Source organism: Hyphomicrobium sp. (genome assembly GCF_051860585.1).
Classification (GTDB): Bacteria; Pseudomonadota; Alphaproteobacteria; order Rhizobiales; family Hyphomicrobiaceae; genus Hyphomicrobium_C.
This window is the reverse complement of sequence record NZ_JBHYDS010000006.1, coordinates 190,253-207,823: the sequence shown is the minus strand read 5'-3', so window position 1 is coordinate 207,823 and position 17,571 is coordinate 190,253. Positions and strand designations below refer to the sequence as shown.

The 17,571-nt window shown below is 59.6% G+C and carries 13 protein-coding genes; 4 read left to right on the top strand and 9 right to left on the bottom strand.

The features are described from left to right. Positions 1-123 precede the first annotated feature (123 nt). On the top strand, positions 124-879 hold the full coding sequence (locus ACTIFK_RS11710; RefSeq protein ID WP_439543249.1) for a vWA domain-containing protein: 756 nt from the start codon (positions 124-126) through the stop codon (positions 877-879). A 37-nt stretch (positions 880-916) separates the two neighbouring features. Here ACTIFK_RS11710 and ACTIFK_RS11705 read toward each other — a convergent pair whose 3' ends face one another. Beyond that, the gene (locus ACTIFK_RS11705; RefSeq protein WP_439543248.1) at positions 917-1,390 is read right to left on the bottom strand and encodes a DUF3617 domain-containing protein; all 474 of its coding nucleotides are present in this window, start codon (positions 1,388-1,390) and stop codon (positions 917-919) included. An 835-nt stretch (positions 1,391-2,225) separates the two neighbouring features. Between ACTIFK_RS11705 and ACTIFK_RS11700 the strand changes: the two genes are divergently transcribed. Next, positions 2,226-4,727 (top strand): TonB-dependent receptor, encoded by a 2,502-nt coding sequence (locus tag ACTIFK_RS11700; protein WP_439543247.1) that lies wholly within the window; start codon positions 2,226-2,228, stop codon positions 4,725-4,727. A gap of 97 nt (positions 4,728-4,824) precedes the next feature. Here the strand turns inward: ACTIFK_RS11700 and ACTIFK_RS11695 are convergent, their stop codons facing one another. The 6 genes from ACTIFK_RS11695 to ACTIFK_RS11670 all read right to left on the bottom strand — a co-directional run bounded on the left by ACTIFK_RS11695 (position 4,825) and on the right by ACTIFK_RS11670 (position 14,680). Further along, positions 4,825-5,439 (bottom strand): response regulator, encoded by a 615-nt coding sequence (locus ACTIFK_RS11695; RefSeq protein ID WP_439543246.1) that lies wholly within the window; start codon positions 5,437-5,439, stop codon positions 4,825-4,827. A 57-nt stretch (positions 5,440-5,496) separates the two neighbouring features. Further along, positions 5,497-6,462, bottom strand: coding sequence for a PQQ-dependent catabolism-associated beta-propeller protein (locus tag ACTIFK_RS11690; protein WP_439543245.1), 966 nt, complete (start codon positions 6,460-6,462; stop codon positions 5,497-5,499). Between the two features lie 35 nt (positions 6,463-6,497). Continuing rightward, positions 6,498-8,327 carry a quinoprotein dehydrogenase-associated putative ABC transporter substrate-binding protein gene (locus ACTIFK_RS11685; protein ID WP_439543244.1) on the bottom strand — a complete coding sequence of 610 codons (1,830 nt, stop codon included), beginning with the start codon at positions 8,325-8,327 and terminating at the stop codon, positions 6,498-6,500. 182 nt (positions 8,328-8,509) lie between these two features. Then, positions 8,510-10,396 carry a PQQ-dependent dehydrogenase, methanol/ethanol family gene (locus tag ACTIFK_RS11680; protein WP_439543243.1) on the bottom strand — a complete coding sequence of 629 codons (1,887 nt, stop codon included), beginning with the start codon at positions 10,394-10,396 and terminating at the stop codon, positions 8,510-8,512. A gap of 442 nt (positions 10,397-10,838) precedes the next feature. Continuing rightward, positions 10,839-13,520 carry a TonB-dependent receptor family protein gene (locus ACTIFK_RS11675; protein WP_439543242.1) on the bottom strand — a complete coding sequence of 894 codons (2,682 nt, stop codon included), beginning with the start codon at positions 13,518-13,520 and terminating at the stop codon, positions 10,839-10,841. A gap of 725 nt (positions 13,521-14,245) precedes the next feature. Further along, positions 14,246-14,680, bottom strand: a complete 435-nt coding sequence (locus tag ACTIFK_RS11670) for a CBS domain-containing protein (RefSeq protein WP_439543241.1) — start codon at positions 14,678-14,680, stop codon at positions 14,246-14,248. 297 nt (positions 14,681-14,977) lie between these two features. On the opposite strand from ACTIFK_RS11670, the gene ACTIFK_RS11665 reads away from it, so the two are divergent. Then, entirely contained in the window at positions 14,978-15,208 is a 231-nt protein-coding gene (locus tag ACTIFK_RS11665; protein ID WP_439543240.1) for a hypothetical protein, read from the top strand. A gap of 250 nt (positions 15,209-15,458) precedes the next feature. Next, entirely contained in the window at positions 15,459-16,382 is a 924-nt protein-coding gene (locus ACTIFK_RS11660) for a DUF2189 domain-containing protein (protein WP_439543239.1), read from the top strand. A gap of 59 nt (positions 16,383-16,441) precedes the next feature. On the opposite strand, the gene ACTIFK_RS11655 is transcribed toward ACTIFK_RS11660, so the two are convergent. Both ACTIFK_RS11655 and ACTIFK_RS11650 read right to left on the bottom strand, forming a co-directional pair. Then, positions 16,442-16,810, bottom strand: a complete 369-nt coding sequence (locus ACTIFK_RS11655; protein WP_439543238.1) for a cytochrome C oxidase subunit IV family protein — start codon at positions 16,808-16,810, stop codon at positions 16,442-16,444. Positions 16,811-16,839: 29 nt separating this feature from the next. Next, positions 16,840-17,562: a heme-copper oxidase subunit III family protein gene (locus ACTIFK_RS11650; RefSeq protein WP_439543237.1), complete on the bottom strand. Its 723-nt coding sequence runs from the start codon at positions 17,560-17,562 to the stop codon at positions 16,840-16,842. Positions 17,563-17,571: the final 9 nt, after the last annotated feature.

Here is a 17,571-nt window from a genome sequence, read left to right as displayed (position 1 = left end):
TAAATAAGTTTTGCCTTCCGGAGAACTTGTCAGTGCGTCCAGCGGATGCTCATCCCACCCGCGCAGTCGTCACTTGCCATTCGTCAATGTCGTTGCCGGCGGCGTACGCCCGTTGGAGGAAGAATGATCGGTCACGGCTCTCGGCAAGCGCTTTGGTCCGCGCTGGCTCTATGCTTCATGCTCGTCTCGCCACCTGCGGCATACTCCGAGGAGAAGAAGGCAGACACTTGCCAATCCGACGCCATGCTGGTTTTCGACGCGTCGGGATCGATGGGCACTACCGACTACGCTCTCAAAGTCCCACGCATCGCCAGGGTCAAGCAGTCCCTGGCGCGCGTCCTGCCCGAAGTCGCGCCCGTGCGCCGGCTGGGCCTCATCGTCTACGGAGAAGGTGCGTACGATGACTGCAAAAGCATCCGGCTCCATATGCGGCCGACAGCAAATGCGGCCGAACAGATGCTTGGAATTGTTAGCAGTATCAATCCGCGAGGTCGCACGCCCCTCACCGAATCCGTGCGCCAAGCCGCAGACGTTCTCGACTACACCAACCGGGACGCTGTGATCGTGCTCTTGACGGACGGCGAAGAGACGTGCGGAGGCGACCCGTGCAAAACCGGCGCGTTGTTGAAGAAAGCCGGACACAATCTGACTGTCCACGTCATCGGCTATCGCGAGGGCGAATCCGAATATTTCAAGGCGCGGTGTCTCGCTGACGAAACGGGCGGGAAGTACTATTCCGTGTCCACCGAGGATGAACTCATCGAAGCTTTGCGCAAGACGCTCGGCTGCCCGTTTTTGACACTGAACACTCTCCGGCACTTTGCCGATAAGCAGTCATTGAGCCGATGCGAGGCCCCATGCCTGAGGGTGTCGCGCTAAACGGGGCCGCTCCGGGAGTTTTCGCCCCCAGCGTCGCCTATTGCACCACGATCCGCGATCCGTCAGTTCCCTTGGCTTCGCCGGCGGCCAAGTCTCCGCAATTCTCGCCTAGATAATTCCCGGTCTGCGTGATTGTGCGTTTCACCGTCACCGACTGGCCATTGTGATCGCCGGATGTGCTGCTCTCGATCTTGACGGAAAGAGATTTCGAAAAATCTCCGGTCATTTCGGTCTTGCTGACAACCTGACGCGACGCGAACTGACACGACATATTGACGATGGTGTTGTCGCCCTCCCGAACGATGTCGTACTTCGAGCACTGCTGCCTATGCTCATCATTGCTTGCAACAACCGTCATGTGCTCCATGTCGGCGTCGATGCACATGGTCAGCGTTTGTGTCTTGGGTCCGAGGCCCTCATCCATTGTTGTGATGAGTTCCCACAGTCCGGCTTTGCGTTCTGGAATCGTATGTTCGGCCGCGTCGGCGGCGACGGCTGCCGTGACGAGCAAAAATGCGAGACACGTCTGGCGAAGAATAGTCGATTGCACGGGACACTCCTTGTTCAGCTTGCGAATGAAAAATGAGCTGGCGGCGGCGGAACATCGCGCCAACCCAGCTATCCGACTGCGCGTATCTCCAGTCCCACAATCACCAGAACAAAAAGAACTCACCCGAAATAACTGAGATTTTGCAGTTCAAACTGAGCCTTTGCGATTTAAGCGACATCCGACACACGCCGGAGCCGGCATCCTGTCGATATGGCGGAGTGCAACGGAACGCGCCGAAGCTAAGTTACAATGTTGCCCGGCAACATGGGATATCCTCCCCAAGATCGAGGCGATGTTTCCCGATAACGCGATCGTGAGCCAGACTCGCTACAGGCAAAGAGACGATCCGCCCCACCTATCGGGAACCACACGATGAAGATGGGCGACGGAAAGCGTAACAGCGTCGTCGCGCGACGGGTCTCATCCGCTTTTGTGCGGGCGATGAATGAACCCAGCTCAGGGGCGGAAGCGATCGCCCGAAAGTCCTTCAAGGTCGGGAACATGTTGCAATAACGCCAGGAACAATCTGACGTTATTTCCGTGATTTCAGTAGCTTAATTGCCACTCTGAAACGAAATGCTGGCCCCGGGAAGAGATCCTCTTGTTGCCGCGAACCTCCTCCGCAACCCTGCCTCAGTAATATTACGTCGGTGCTGTTGCCGATGGATGACGCGCGTGTGGGGAGGCAAGAATGGAACGAATGTTGCGGGCATCTGCATTGGCAATCGGGACAATTGCGGCAATTGGTTCGACGGATGCGTCAGCTCAGTTGCGGGCATCGGGGACGCGGATTTCGGTGGAGCCGATCTACCAACTGACCCAAGCCGCGGAGCCGGCCACCAAGGGCCAATTGCCTGAGGTCGAGGTCATACAGAAGAAGAACACCAACAAGGCCGCCGCCGCTCCAAAACCTAAAAAATCCCCCACACCCAAGCCTCCGCCGGTGGACGTTGCCGAGCCTGTTGCATCGCAGGAGCCGACTTACGCACTTCCCGAGGCGCCGGGCACAGTCAGCATCTCGCCGCTTCCCGGGAGCGAGGTGCCGATCGAAAAGATCCCGCGCGGGGTCACCAGCCTGTCGTCGGCAGACATCAACCGAGAGCATTCCGTCATTCCGCAAGACTTCCTGAACAGTCGCGTGCCCGGCGTGACCGTCGACGACCTGCAAGGCAATTCGTTTCAGACCGGCATCCAATACCGCGGATTCGAAGCCTCGCCCGTCAACGGCCTGCCGCAAGGTCTCGCCGTCTACCAGAACGGCGTTCGCATCAACGAAGCCTTCGGCGATACGGTCAACTGGGATTTCATCCCCGAGAACGCGATCAGCGATTTGGCCATCATGGGGTCCAATCCCATCTTCGGCCTGAACGCCATCGGCGGCTCGCTTGCCGTCACGATGAAGGACGGCTTCGCGTATCAGGGCGGTGAGGTCGACACGCGGTTCGGCTCCTTCGGTCGTAGGCAAGTGGCGACCGAAGCCGGCGCGAAGAGCGGCGCATTCGCGCTATACGGCGCATTCGAAGGCATCAACGACGACGGCTTCCGCGACTTCTCCGATGCTGAAGTGCGGCGCGGGTATGCCGATCTCGGCGTCAAGACGGACAACGCTGAGTTTCACTTCAACTTCACCGGCGCCGACAACTATGTCGGGGTCACGGCCGCAGTCCCGCCGGAACTGCTGGCGTTCGGGGACAAACGGACATTCACGTCGCCTCAGACAACTTTCAACGACATGCAGATGTACAGTTTGAACGGCACGGTGAAAGCAACCAACACGCTGACGTTCTCCGGCGTCACCTATTTGCGCCGGTTCAACCAGAAGCATGACGATGGAAACATCGCCGAGTTCGATGAGTGTGCCGGAGGCGTCGGCCTCTGCACTGAGGACGGCGAGCAGATCTTCGCGGCCGACAATCCGGGCGTTCCAATCGACGTCGATGCTTTCGAGGCATTGGGACCGCTGGGTTCCATCGATCGCACGTCGCAGAATGCCAAGGGGTATGGAGTTGCCTTGCAGGCGACGGAAACGTCGCGCCTATTCGGCCTCGGCAACACGTTCGTGATCGGGTCGAGCTATGACCGCGGCGAAGTGGACTACACCGCGTCGAGTCAGCTCGGCACGTTCCTGCCGCGTTTTGTCGTTGCGCCCACAGGGCCGCTTCTCGGCGGAACGCCCACCATCGAGCCGCGCATGCTGTCGACGACCAACGACTACTTCGGCGTCTATGCCGTCGACACCCTGGATCTAACCAATCAGTTGTCCCTCACTCTCGGCGGGCGCTTTAACCATGCCCGCATCCAGATTGAGAACGAAGGAGCGCCTTTCCTCGACACGCTGAACGGCATCAATGAGTACAATCGCTTCAACCCGTCGGCCGGCCTGACTTACAAGTTCAACAAGGGCCTCTCGGCGTATGGTGGGTATTCGGAAGCCAACCGCGCACCCACGGCCTCCGAGATCGCGTGCTCGGATCCTGAAAACCCGTGCATCATCGAAAGCGCCCTCGCCTCCGATCCGCCGCTCGAGCAAGTGGTTTCTAAGACGTGGGAAGCCGGTCTCCGAGGCGAGCAGTACTTCCAGTCGGGTCTCGAAAAATTTGAGTGGAGCCTGGGTGTGTTCAGGAGCGACAACTCCGACGACATCATCCAAATCGCCGACTCGCAGCAAGGCCGCGGCTACTTTGCAAACTTCGGCGACACACGGCGCCAAGGTTTCGAGGCCGCCGTCTCCTATCGCGCGCAGCGGTTCTTCACGTATGCGAGCTACGCCTTTATCGACGCGACGTTCGAATCCGCTGGCATCATTCCCTCGGAGAACAATCCCGCTTCTGAAGAATGTCCTGTTACCGATCCGGTCGATCCGGGCGAGGAAGAGCCGACGTGCGTTTTCGTGAGCCCGGGCGACCGCTTGCCGGGAGTTCCCCGTCACCGCTTCAAGGCTGGTTTCGACTATTGGATTACGCCGAAGTGGGTGTTCGGCGCGGACTTGATCTCTGCAAGCAACCAGATCTTTTACGGTGACGAAGGCAACGACAACACGCCACTTGCCGGTTACTACAGGATCAATCTGCACTCGTCGTATAATGTCACGGACAACATCCAGGTCTACGGCCTGATCGAAAACCTCACCGATCAGCGGTACGGCATCTACGGGACGTACATCAACGTCGAGGCAGCCAATGGCGCGGCGGCTGCGGATCCGTCGTTGCCGCCCGACCCCTTTGCCGAAGGCAACGCTCGAACGATCACCCCGGCGATACCGTTCGCTGCCTATGGTGGCGTGAAGATAAAATTCTAGCCGCTTCTCTCAGCGGATAGGGGCGCGCCGCGCAGGCAGCGCGCCCCTTCTTTGTCTTACGGGCGTCCGCCGCGCATCGCAGCGATAACGTAAGCGCTTATTTCAGGCGACGCTCGACGGAAAGCCGGATGAGATCGGCGGTGCGCTCCACGCCAAGTTTCTCCTTCATCCGGCTGCACGAATTGGCAATCGTTTTATATGCCACCCCGAAAGTGCCTGCGATTTCCATCAGGCTCTTGCCCTCACCCAATAGACGCAGGATCTCCGCTTCCCGATTGGACATCTTTTGCATCGGATCTACAAACGACGGACTGAAGACGAGTTCGGTCGCCAGGGATCGGTCGATATAGCGCGATCCGGAGGCAACTTTCCGGACCGCCGTCAGAAGCTCGCTCGCGCCGGAACTCTTGCTCACATACCCCAATGCTCCAGCCTTGATCGCCCGCATTGCATAGCTGGCCTCCGAGTGCATGGTGAACATGACGATGCGAAAAGCGGCGTTTTCCGACTTGAACAGCTTCAGAAGCTCCAGCCCACTCGCTCCATTGAGGTCGATATCGAGAACGACGACATCTGGATTGATTGACCGCGAAAGGTCGATCGCATCCTGAGCGGTTGCAGCGTCGTGAATTTCGGCCCCAGTTATCGTCGCCAGCAAGCGGCGAATGCCCTCCCGCACCACCACGTGATCATCAACGACTAAAACTTTCATCGGGAATGCTCCTTGAGCTCAGTCGCACACTGCGACGCACTCTTTCCCAGCGCCCTTCTAAGGCTTGACTGCGATGCCCCACGGCAAGCGTCCCACCGGCACTGAGCGCAATGGCTTCAAGGTCGCTACGTCGACGACGGTCATGTCATTGGTCAGGCCATTGGCCACAAAAAGTTGCTTGCCGTCCGGGTGCACGGCCATGTGCCACGGCCGCTGCCCGACCAGGATATAGGTCTTGATTTCGTAGCTTTCCGTATCGACCACGGCCACGCGATTGGCATGACTCAACGCGACGAACGCGAGCTTGCCGTCCTTTGACATTTCGATGCCGACAGGCTGGATCAGCTCCGGATTGACGCCCGGAATCTGGAAGCCGAACTTTTTCACGACTTTGTGCGTGGTTGCATCGATGACAGATACCGTGCCGCCGATTTCCGCTGACACCCACACATGCTTGCCGTCTTTCGTGAACTCCGCTTCGCGCGGGCGCGTATCGACAAGAATGTTCTCCAGCACCTCGAACGTGGTCGTGTCGATGATGTGCGCCATGCTTGTCTGCTCGGACGTGGCGACGGTGATCTTGTTGTCGGGCGAAACCGCCATGCCCTCGGGCTCGACGCCGATCATCACCTCGGCCAGCACGCGTCCGGTGGAGCGCTCCATGATGGTCACGTAACCCTCATCCTCGTTGGCAATGTAGATTTTCTTGCCTTCGGGATCGATATCCAGCAACTCGGGATCCGGGCCGGAGTTCAGGGTGCGTGAGATCTCCAGCGTCTCGGTATCGATCACATCAAGTCGATTGTCATCGCCGATACAGACCAAGACTTCTTTGTGGTCGGGCGTGATGCGGATGCCGCGGGGGCGCAAGCCGGTTGGGATCGTCTTCACGATCTTCAAGCTCTCGTCCAGCACTGTGACGGTATTGTCCTTTTCGTTCGTGACGAAGATCGTCAGAGCGCTTGCGGGCAGCGGCGCAGCGAAAAGCAACATTGCGGCAGTGGCGATTGTCTTCGTCTGCATTGCTGGTCCTTTGATGGATCTCATCGCGATCTTGCTCAGTTCGGCCCAGCGGGAACGGCGTGCGACTTCGATCCAGCTCCCGTTGGCTTGGCCATGAACTTCAGCGCTGCGACGGCAGAGTCGAACCCGGCGCTGGCCGCAATTTCGAGCGCCGTCTGGCCATGCGCCGATTTTGCGTTCGGATCCGCACCCAAGCCTACGAGCAGCCCAATGACCGGCGCGTTGTTGTGACCGGCCGCGATCATCAACGCCGTCACGCCATCCTTCGACACCGCATTGACGTCGGCGCCTTTCTCGACCAGCGCCCGCGCAAGCTCGAGCGGCTGCGGCCCCTGAGAGAGATTGCCGGAGCGTGTCTTGGCGGCAAGTTGCGTGGCAACCACCATCAGCGGCGTCACGTTCTCGTAGCCGGACTGCGCATTGACGTCGGCGCCACTGTCAATCAGCGCCTTGGCCGCAAAAAACTTCCCATCGCCGATCGCCCAGGCCAACGGCCGGATTCCCTGCTTGTTGAGAAGCTCCAGGTTTGCGCCCCTTTTTGCCAATACCTCGACCGTCGGCACGTGGTTGCGGTTGATGGCATGCAGCAGCGGGAAGAAGCCATCACCATCAACGCCGTTCGGATCGGCTCCTGCATCGATCAAGAGCGCGATCAGGCTTGGTGCGCGATTGCGGGCGGCGGTATCGAGCGGAGAGAAGCCTCCCGAGTCGCGCGCGTTGACATCGGCGCCCTTCTTGATCAGGAAGCGGACACGGTCCGGGTCGTTCGCGACGATCGCGTTGCCCAGCTCCTGATTGACGTCGGCGCCGTCCGCAAGCCACGCCTCGAGCCGAGCCTCGGTGACGATCTGGTCCGCAGCCGCCTTGTCTGTCGGCAGAATGCGGTCCGCCTCCTTCAGGAAACGGTCCTGCGAGACCTTGCGAATGCGGTCGTAATAGGAGCCATGCGCAGGAAGATCGCCGTCGACCGCGCACTTCGAGCACTTGACCAGCGGCACGCCGTAGTCGCGCAGGACGGCGCCTATTTCATTGCGCTTCCGGTCGAGTGCCCAGTCGAGCATGTACTTCAGCATGACCTGGTTGCGCTGCATGCCGATGGCGAGTTCGAACTCCATCGGTACCTCGTTCTCCCACAGGTTCACGGGTTGAATGATGAGCGGCGCCTTCTTCTGTGTTTTTAGCCAGCCGGCGAACGGCCCCCAGACGCCGGCGATGTCCAGGTCGCCATCGATCACCCTCTGCACTTGCTGCCAGGGCTGGTGAAGCGGCTGAAGATCGGTGTCATAGGCGATGATGTGCAGGTCGAGGTTCTTATGGCCGCGGCGCTCGAGAGCCTCGCGCAGACCGGAATGCTGGAACACGCCGACGCGCAACGTATTGAGGATCGGGTCTTCGAGATTCTTGATCTCGATTTTCTTGTCTTCACGGTACGCGAAGACATAGGTCGTGCTGTAGAGGGGATCCGTCGTGAGCAGTTCCTGCAGTGCGACCGGCATATCCATCAGGATATCGCACTCGTTGTTCTGGAACGTTTCGCGGGTGAGGCCGCGCTCGTGGTAAGGACGCCAGAAGAAGCTCGCGCTCGTACCGAGGTCCTCCGCAAGGATCTTTGCGATCTTGTTCTGGTAGCCCTCCTCCTTGCTGGAGGAGAGGGGCATGTTCCCTGGATCCGCGCACACGCGAAGCGGGCTGGAAAGCTTGCGAGTGCGAGCGTCCTGGCGCGCCTTCGTATGCTCCGCGGCCGTCAGCTCATCGAACGACTTGTTCTTGGTGTAGGAGCGCAAATTGTCTGCGCTCTCGGCCGCGACGGATGCACCTGACAGGGCCGTCGACAGAATTGCGAAAAGCAGGGCGCGGGGCAGCATTCTCACGCTTCACCTATAATGTTATAATGTTTCTTATTTGCTGTCCGGAGCGGCGGCAAGCTTGGATTGCGCTCAGGGTGCTCACAGGCGATCACGGTTTCGCGCGCTGTTCTCCTGTGACCGCAGACAGCGAGACGCCCGGCGCCTTGCGGAGCCGGGCGTCCATTCTTCTTACGATCCGATCACTCGCTGATTGCGAACGTGTAGAGTTCGCCGCCCTGCGGGATCTTATCGAGGCCGGTGGCCTTGGCCATCGCCGTTGCACCGATCGCGCCGAACTTGTCGTTCATGTCGAGACCTGCCGTGACCGGGATGCCGATCCAGCCGCCGAGACCTGCGAAGATCGAGACATACTGCTTGCCCTTGATCTTGTAGGTGATCGGGTTGCCGATGATGCCGGAGCCCAGCTTCTTCTGCCAAAGCACCTTGCCGGAGTTGCGGTCGACAGCGCGGAAGTGGCCGCTCTTCGAGCCGTAGAACATCAGGCCGCCATCCGTGACCATCGTGCCCGACCAGTTCGGATACGGATCCGGGATTTCCCAGTCGGCCTTACCCGTCAGGACGTCGAACTTCTTGATCTTGCCGGAGATGCCAGGCTTCTCAGGATACATGTACACGTTGGCAAACACGTAGACCGTGCCCTGCTGGGTGTGCGTGCGTTCCTGAGGCTCGTCCTCCATGCACCAATTGTTCGTCGGGCAGTAGAACTTGTTAGGCTCCTTCGGATCGACGGAGCAGGGCTGCTGGTCCTTGCCACCCATTGCGGAGGGGCAAGCCGGCGTGTTGCGGCCGACTTCGAACGGCGAGTGCTCGCGAACCTTGATCGGACGACCGGTCTTGAGGTCGACCTTCTCGGCCCAATCAACGGTCACGAACTTGTTGGCGCGCAGGAGCGTGCCGTTCTCGCGGTTCAGGACGTAGGCGAAGCCGTTACGATCAAAGTGCGTGAGGGCCTTCACCTTCTTGCCGTCGATGTCCATGTCGGTGAGGATGTTCTCGTTCACACCGTCATAGTCCCACTGATCGAAGGGTGTCATCTGGTAAGCCCAGACGGTCTCGCCCGTGTCGACCTTGCGAGCGAAGATGGTCATCGACCACTTGTTGTCGTGCTTGCCATCGTTGCACTCATCGTGCGTCTTGGCGCTGCAGCGATAGCTCGGGCTCCAGTGCCCGGGGTTGCCGGTCGACCAGAAGATGAGCTTCAGCTCGGGGTCGTAGCTGCCCCATGCCCAGTAAGAACCGCCACCGATTTTCCACTCGCCGCCATTGGTATCCGGATACGAGGTGATGCCGATGTCGGTGCCTGCGGTGCCGAAGTGCGGGTTGGCCTTGTTGGTGTCTGGCGTCAGGCAGACATCCTTGTCCGAGCCGGTCGCATGGCACTTCCAGACTTCCTTGCCGGTTTCGATGTCGTAGGCCGTCAGGCGGCCGCGGGCAGCGAATTCGTCGCCGCCGAAGCCGGCAATGACGAGGTTCTCGGCGATGAGCGTCGGACCGGTGATGGTCTCACCGTGCTCGGGATAGGCATGCTTCACGACCCACTTCTCTGCGCCGGTGGTCGCGTCCAGCGCGATCACGAAGCCGTCGAGCGTGTGATAGATCACCTTGCCGGCCGCATAGTTCACGCCGCGATGGACGGTATCGCAGCACGCGCGGGGAACGGCCGATTCATCGCGATCCGTCTTCTTGACGTAGTTCCAGACCTGAACCGGATTGTCCGGATCGCTGAGATCGAGCGCCTGCAGGATGTTGCACTGGGCCATGTTCGGGCAGCCCGATGAGAAGTACATCATCGGCTTGCCGTTGTGCTCGACCACGACGGGCTGACCTTCGTGGCCACGCAGAGCGCCAGTCGACTGCGACCAGGCAAACTGCAGCTTCGCAACGTTCGACGTGTTGATGTCTTTCAACGTCGAATGGCGCGTCAGCTTGTTGTCGCGGCCCGGAGCAGGCCAGAGATTCTCGTTCTTGGTATTCTTTTCAATTTCAGCATTCGCGAGCACCGGCCCGCTCATGCCGAGCAGCACAGCAAGTACGCTGCCAGCCGCTAGCATTAAGCTTCTTCTCATTGCGTTTCCTTTCCCATGTGCAAGCGGCATCGGCCCAAAACATTTGAATCACGTTGCCGAACCGCTCCGTCTAGCCTCAAGGGCAGTGCCCCCTGAGACGAGTTCTCCCTCCACACAAAGCTCACTCGCCTTGCGCGTTCTTTACTTGCAATCTGCGTGCTGACCCGAAAACGCGGGTTCTTTTTAAAAAAAGATGGCTGGGCGTCGGGAAAACCCTAAGGAGGAGACCGGCTATCTCGACGCCCAAGCCATCTGCAAGCCCGCGCAAGATAACAGTACAATCGACTTGCACTATGGGATGATCTCCCAATGCCGGTTGCCAAGTTTCCCGATAACGCGAACGTGAAATTGCGTGTGTGTGAGTTTCAGAAAAAAACGCGGCGCCTCGAAGCCCGGGGCGCCGCGTCACAGCCGTATCGCCTTAAAACCTGCAAACCGTGAATTAGAATTTGTATTTGAAACCGGTCCAGATCGTGCGGCCCAGACCGGGTTTCATGCCGTCCTCACGGTCGGAGATGTAGAGTTCGTCGAGAAGGTTATCGCCCGCGACGAATACGCTCGCGCCCGTATCGCCGATATCGAGGTTGAAGCGGGCCGACAGCAGCCAGACGTCCGGCACGCCACCCGTCTCGCCGGCTTCCTCGACCTCGAATTCGCCGCCGCCCTCGTCCTCGATCTCGAAGCCGCGGCCAAACGGAGTGTTGCCCGCGTCGGTGAAGAACGAGCCGCGATAGGTCCACGTCACGCTCGCGTCCCAGCGCCACCCGGTGTGCTTTTCGACGCCGAGCGTAAGCGCCGCGACGTGAACCGGCGCCTCCGGAATTCGGTTTCCGCTGTTGTCGGCTTCGATGTCGCCGTTCTCGTCGAAGATGAGCGCCTTCGTCAGGATGCCGCGAGCATAGGTATAGTTGCCCTCTGCAAACAAATTGTACGCGCCACCCGTGAATGGCTGAGAGTTGAGGCGACCGAACAGCTCGACACCGTTGATCTCCGCTTCCTGGGCCCGTCCGAACTCGCGGTCGGTGGCAAGCGCCGAGAAGGATTCGCCGTACTGGAAATCCTTGAAGCGCTGGTGGAAGCCGACGACCTCGAATTCCAATCCGCGGAACGCCGTGCTGCGCAGGCCGAGGTTGAAATTGTCACCGATCTCGTCGGGCGCCGGGAAATCCTCGTTTCGGAGGACGGTCGTCGTCAACCCGCGGTGATAGCCGCCGAAGATCGTCGTCCGCTTAAACCCGGTGTAAGCGAACGAGACGCCTGGCAACGCATTGGAGCTCGAGAAGCTCTCGGTTGCGGGATTGGGTGAAAAGTCGATGCCTTCTATCTCGAGATCATCGCCTTCGATTTCCGCTTCGCCCTCCTCGGCCGCGACGACGCCATTGCGGCGGCCGACATCGAAATACTCAAAGCGCACGCCCGGCACGACATTGAAGTCCCGCGCGACGTAAATATTGGTCTGCAGGAACGCCGACACCGTATTTGCGTCCAGCGAACGGTCGAAGAACGTCAGCACGCCCTTGTTTCCGTCCTTCATGATCTCATTTTCGCGGCCGATGACGTTCTTGTTGGTCATGTCCTGGTATTCGTACCGGATGCCTGCCTGGATATCCTGTTTGAACCCGAGGAAGTGACGATTGGCCCACTCGCCGCGCACCTCACCGCCGACGTGGCGGAACGTGCGCAGTCGGCCGAACATGCTGTCAATTCCAAGCTCGATGTTGTCCAGGCCGCCCGGACCGTCGGGACCATCTTCGATCTCGGGCCCATCCCCAGGTATGCCGCTCGGGTCCGACTGCGCCGAAAAGAGCTGATAGCGATCACGGCGATGTTGCTGAGCGTAAAACCGGCTGGTGATCGTCGTATCGTCGTCAAGATAGGCGTTGTGTACGATCTGTCCGCGCCAGATCTCGCCCGTATAGGTGTTGAGCCCCGCAGCCGGCGCAAAGCACGTCTTGCAGTGCCCCAACTGGTAGAACTGCCGCTCCGCTATACCGGCAGCGACAGCCGCGGCCTCGTCTTCGCTGCCAGCGCCTTCGACTTCGAAGCCGCCTAGGAAGTTCTGCTCGTCGTAATCGTCACGCTGCTTGGCGTGGACCATTGAAACAACGAGATCCGAGCTGCTTCCTTTCCAGCCGATCGCTCCGTAGAAGTCGTTGAAGCGCAAACGTTCGGTGTCCCAATTGCCCTGCACGTCCGCGCCTGTGTAGGACGCTACGACGCCGACGTTGTCGAAGGTCTGCCGCGTGTGCGTGTGCCAGCGTCCCGAAACGTCCGTCGAGGATTTGCGCGAGACGGCGTCGCCGAATTCGATCTCGACGTCACCGTTGTCAATCTCGACCTCCTCGATTGGTCGGAACGTGCCTCCTCTGCTCTTGGTGAACCCGATGGACGAGCTGATCACCGTCTCGGAAGGTCCGAAGGGCGACAGATTGCGTGCGTTGATGGCGCCGAAATTGTTGTTCGGACCCTGCGTAATCACCGTCCCGCGAAGCACCTCGATGCTTTCGACGCGATCGATGGGCGCCCAATAGTGCACGGACGGATCGAGCCACAAGGCCATGTTGACCGCATGACCATCCTCCATGATCAACATTTTGCGAGACCGGCGCGGCGGCGAACCGCGGACGGCGATGCCGCCGTGATGAGCGTTTCCGTCGTCGTTGATGACGATCACGCCCGGCACGCGCGTCAGCGCCTCGTTGAGGTCGCTCGGCTGTTGCTGCTGGATCACCTGAGGTGTGACGTTGGTCGCCGCGGCTGAAAATCCTTCCAAGTTCGTCGGAAGCATCTGGGTCGGATTGACCGGCGTCGTCGCCGAATTCTCAGCTCGTGCGCGCGCTCCAGCGCTGTTCGCGGCGCCATAAGGCGAATTGCTCTCGATGGGGGCCTGCTCGACCACCTCGGGTGCCGGCTGAGGCGCCGGCGAAGCGACAGGCGCGGCCTTTTTGGCCGCAGGTGCAGCTTTCTGAGCAGCGACCGGGGGTTTTTTCTGAATGACCTGCACTTCCGGAAGCGCACCGCCCGCGGGCTCCGCCGGCTTTTGAGCGAATGTCGAGCTTGAGCCGATCCCCAGCAAGCCCAGCGCTACGACCGTACGTTGTGACGGAAATCTAAACTGCGTCATTACCACTGCTTCCTCCCCCAACAGCCAGGAGACCGTGGTCCCAGCTGGATTTATCCATCCAGGGGACCTCAAGCAGCGATAAACACACAATGGCCGCATTTCCCGATGCATCGAGACGGGCTGAATACTCCTCAGGTGTTGCGCCGACGCATCGTCCGCTCAGGATATTCTCGGATGTTCTTCCCGCTACACAGGGAAAAAATCAACGTCAACCCTCCGGGTACTTACCGATGGCTTTTTACGCGCTAGATGAACGCGATAAGTACATCCGTTTATTTACGGATGGCGATTTATGCGTCGGGAATGACCTCTGTGACGCCGTCGGAAATCTACTTAAAGTTGTGACGGACCATTTTGTCGGAGATCATCGAGACGCCATGGAGGCCAAGCCGCCTACCAAAACCTATGAGCTCCGTTGAGAAGGTTCGGCCATGGCGGTCTCGATGACAGGATCGATAAAGCGCTCAATGTTTTCGATCGCGATCTCGACAGTCTCGACCAGATCATCTGGAGCCCCTTGTGCCCACCAGATGGGCACAGACCCGGCGAAGTTGGGCCCGTTGCAACATCGCATCTTCCGTTTCTTCAATATCGGAAATCTTTCGTTCAGACATCGGTGCCTTCGTCCGCTCCGGCGCGCCATTGCCGACATACCGAGAACTCCGGGCGGGGCTTCGTCAAATTGGGCACGCCCGGGCGGATGAAGACAGCCGCTCGACGCTGCGTCAGCGATCGCCGTGAATGTAGTGTTCAAGTTGCTCGATGATGAATTGCTTATCCTCGATCAGGCTCCTGACCAGATCGCCAATCGAAACAATTCCGACGATCATCTTGTGCTCGAGTACCGGGAGATGACGGACGGCCCTGGCGGTCATGATCGCCATGCACTCCTCAACGGTCTGGTCCAACCGGGCACAGATGACCCTCGACGACATTATCTCGCGGACTGGGGTTTCAAGCGATGTTCGTCCCTTCAACGCGATTTTGCGGGCATAATCGCGCTCGGTAACAATGCCGGCAAGATGAATGTCGTCAGTTACGACCAGGGCGCCAACATTGTGCTCTGCCATGAGCCTCAACGCCTCGATCACGGGGGCATTGGGATGGATTTCGTGGACCTTGCGGCCCTTCTGCAGAAGCACATGCCGAATAGTTGCCATCTGAAACCAGCCTTCGTGACGCTGACGGTTTCAAAAGAATAAATATTCGCTTTTTGCGGCATTGGGCAATGGTTGGGTGCGAAAAAGGTTTCTGACCCGCGGACCAGCGGGGCTCTTCGCCGCGATGGCATCGGACGAGCGCAGCCGAGAAGGTGTAAGCTGAGAGCGGCCCTGATCGGCGCATGGGCCCAGGCGATATGCCACCGATCGGCGCGCCTGAATTGGCGTGCGCCTTGGGGGGTGTCCCGATCGGCAAGAAGCAAGAAGGATGGGAGGGGGCAACAAGAGGAGGAAAGCATGACACTCATACTGCTTGGTGCGCTGCTGGTTCTCGTAGGTCTGGTGTTCATGGCCTACCAACCTCTGCGGCGACACCGGTTAAGCGGTGGAAAACAGCTTCCACCTGGCAAGCCCGCGAATACGCTTGAACCCATAAACCCCGCGGAAGGCTTTGGACTCAAGGCCGTTTGGCCGGGACTCGCGCTTGTTGCTGTCGGCGCCGTGCTGCTGCTGACCGGGGGGCTCTGAGGCAAAGTCCGTCGGTCCGAGCCGATACAAGACAATTGCTGGATTTCGGTATTGCGCCTCCGCCTTTAGTGCACCACCTCAAAGACGTGTGCTGCGTCCGCAGGCCGAATTCGGTATAGTGCGCCAAGTCGTTTTTGGGCGGCCCTTCGGCCACGTGCCGGGGTTGCCAGACCCGCTCGGCGCAAGATGTGCGCTTACCAAGCGACATTAGGCCTTGCGCCAGCTCGTAACCGGAAACGGGAGCGATGCCATGTTGAAGGTTCTCGAACTCGCCATAGCCAGGATTGATGCTCTTCCGGAGGACCGGCAGCGTGCTGCTGCCGAAGCCCTCGATCATATAGCGGTAGGGGCCCCTGCCGCGCCAATGGAGAACCACCCGGGGGTGGAGCTGAAATGGCCCGCCTCCGCCATCTGGCGGCCGGGTGAGCCAGTGATCAACACGATCGGACTGGCGGACCTGAGGGACGCGCTGAAGAAAGGCTGGGAAGACTACAGTGCCGTCCCAAGCCACCCGATCTTCCTGGCCGTCATCTACCCGATCATCGGGCTCATTCTGTTCAGGCTCTCGTTTGGCTACGAAGTGCTGCCGCTGGTCTATCCGCTCCTCGCGGGGTTCACGTTGATTGGCCCATTGGCGGCCCTAGGCCTTTATGAGCTGAGCCGGCGCCGCGAGCTCGGCCTCGATGCATCGCCGTCACACGTTTTTGATGTCTTTCACCTTCCCTCGCTCGGATCCATCGCGCTGTTGGGTCTGGCGCTCTTGGCGATTTTCTTTGCCTGGCTTTCCGTGGCCCAGCTCCTCTACGAGCAGATCTTTGGGTCCGCGGTGCCGGCTTCCGTTGGGGAGTTCGTCAATCAGATCCTGACCACCCCCGCCGGCAGGCAGCTGATCATTGTCGGCAACGCCGTCGGCTTCCTTTTCGCTCTCCTCGTCCTCGTGATCAGCGTGGTGTCGTTCCCCATGCTGGTCGACCGCAACGTCAGCGCCGCGACCGCTGTTCGAACGTCCGTGCGGGCCGTGCTCGAGAACCCACTGACAATGGCCGTGTGGGGTTTGATTGTTGCGGCCTCGCTCCTGATCGGATCGCTACCCTTCTTCTTCGGTCTTGCCGTCGTATTCCCGGTGCTCGGACATTCGACCTGGCATCTCTATCGCCGGGTCGTAGCGCACTGACGGGCGCGACGGCATAGCCGGGCGGCCCCAGAGCTCTTTGGAGAGTTCCTTGGGGCGCCTCAATGCGCAGGTGGAGCCGCGACGGCTGCGGTGTGCGGTTCAAAGAAAAGCACTCGCGTAAGATGCGTATGGTCGGCCTCGAAGGCCATAATGGCGACAAACACCAGAACCGCCACGGGCGGGATCAAGATGGCATAGATCAGCGCCAACCGTTCCCAGGCCATGTGCATGAAAACGGCTACGATCAGGCCTGCCTTCAGCATCATGAACAGAAGGATCAGGAACCATCTGAGGTATCCCTGCACGTGAAAATAATCGACGGCATAGGAACATGCGCTGAGAACGAACAGCCATCCCCAGACCACGAGATAGAGCTTGATTGGATGTTGCTGCCCGTGCTCGCGCGTTGCCACTTTGGCCGTCGCCATCGTGTGTGTCGTTGCTTCCATGATGCCTCTCACCACAAATAGAACAGGGCGAAGATGAACACCCACACGAGATCAACGAAGTGCCAATAAAGGCCCATGATCTCGACGCTCTCGTAGTTGCCCTTGCGGCTCGTGAAAAATCCCCGCGCACCGGTGTCATAATCGCCGCGCCAGACCTTGCGTGCGACAATGATCAGGAAAATCACGCCGAGCGTGACGTGCGTGCCATGGAAGCCCGTGATCATGAAGAAGGATGATCCGAACTGCGCCGCGCCCCAGGGGTTCTCCCACGGCCGTACACCCTCCATGATCAGCTTCGTCCATTCGAACGCCTGCATGCCCACGAACGTCGCGCCGAAAGCGGCCGTCACCAGCATCAGAATGGCTGTCTTCTTGCGGTCGTGGCGATAGCCGTAGTTGACGGCCATGGCCATCGTCCCGCTGCTGCTGATCAGGACGAAGGTCATGATGGCGATGAGAATGAGGGGCACGTTCTCTCCGCCGATATTCAAGGCGAAGACCTCGCTCGGATTGGGCCATGGCACGACCGTCGTCATGCGTGCCGTCATGTAGGCGATGAGAAAACAGCTGAAGACGAAGGTGTCGCTGAGGAGGAAGATCCACATCATGGCCTTCCCCCACGAGACGGTCTTGAATGCCCGTTGGTCCGAGGACCAATCTGCGGTGGCGCCTTGCCAGCCGGCTAACGGCGTTTCGCCGGTACTTGTGGAATTCAGCGTTGCTTCAGCCATTGCTTTCGA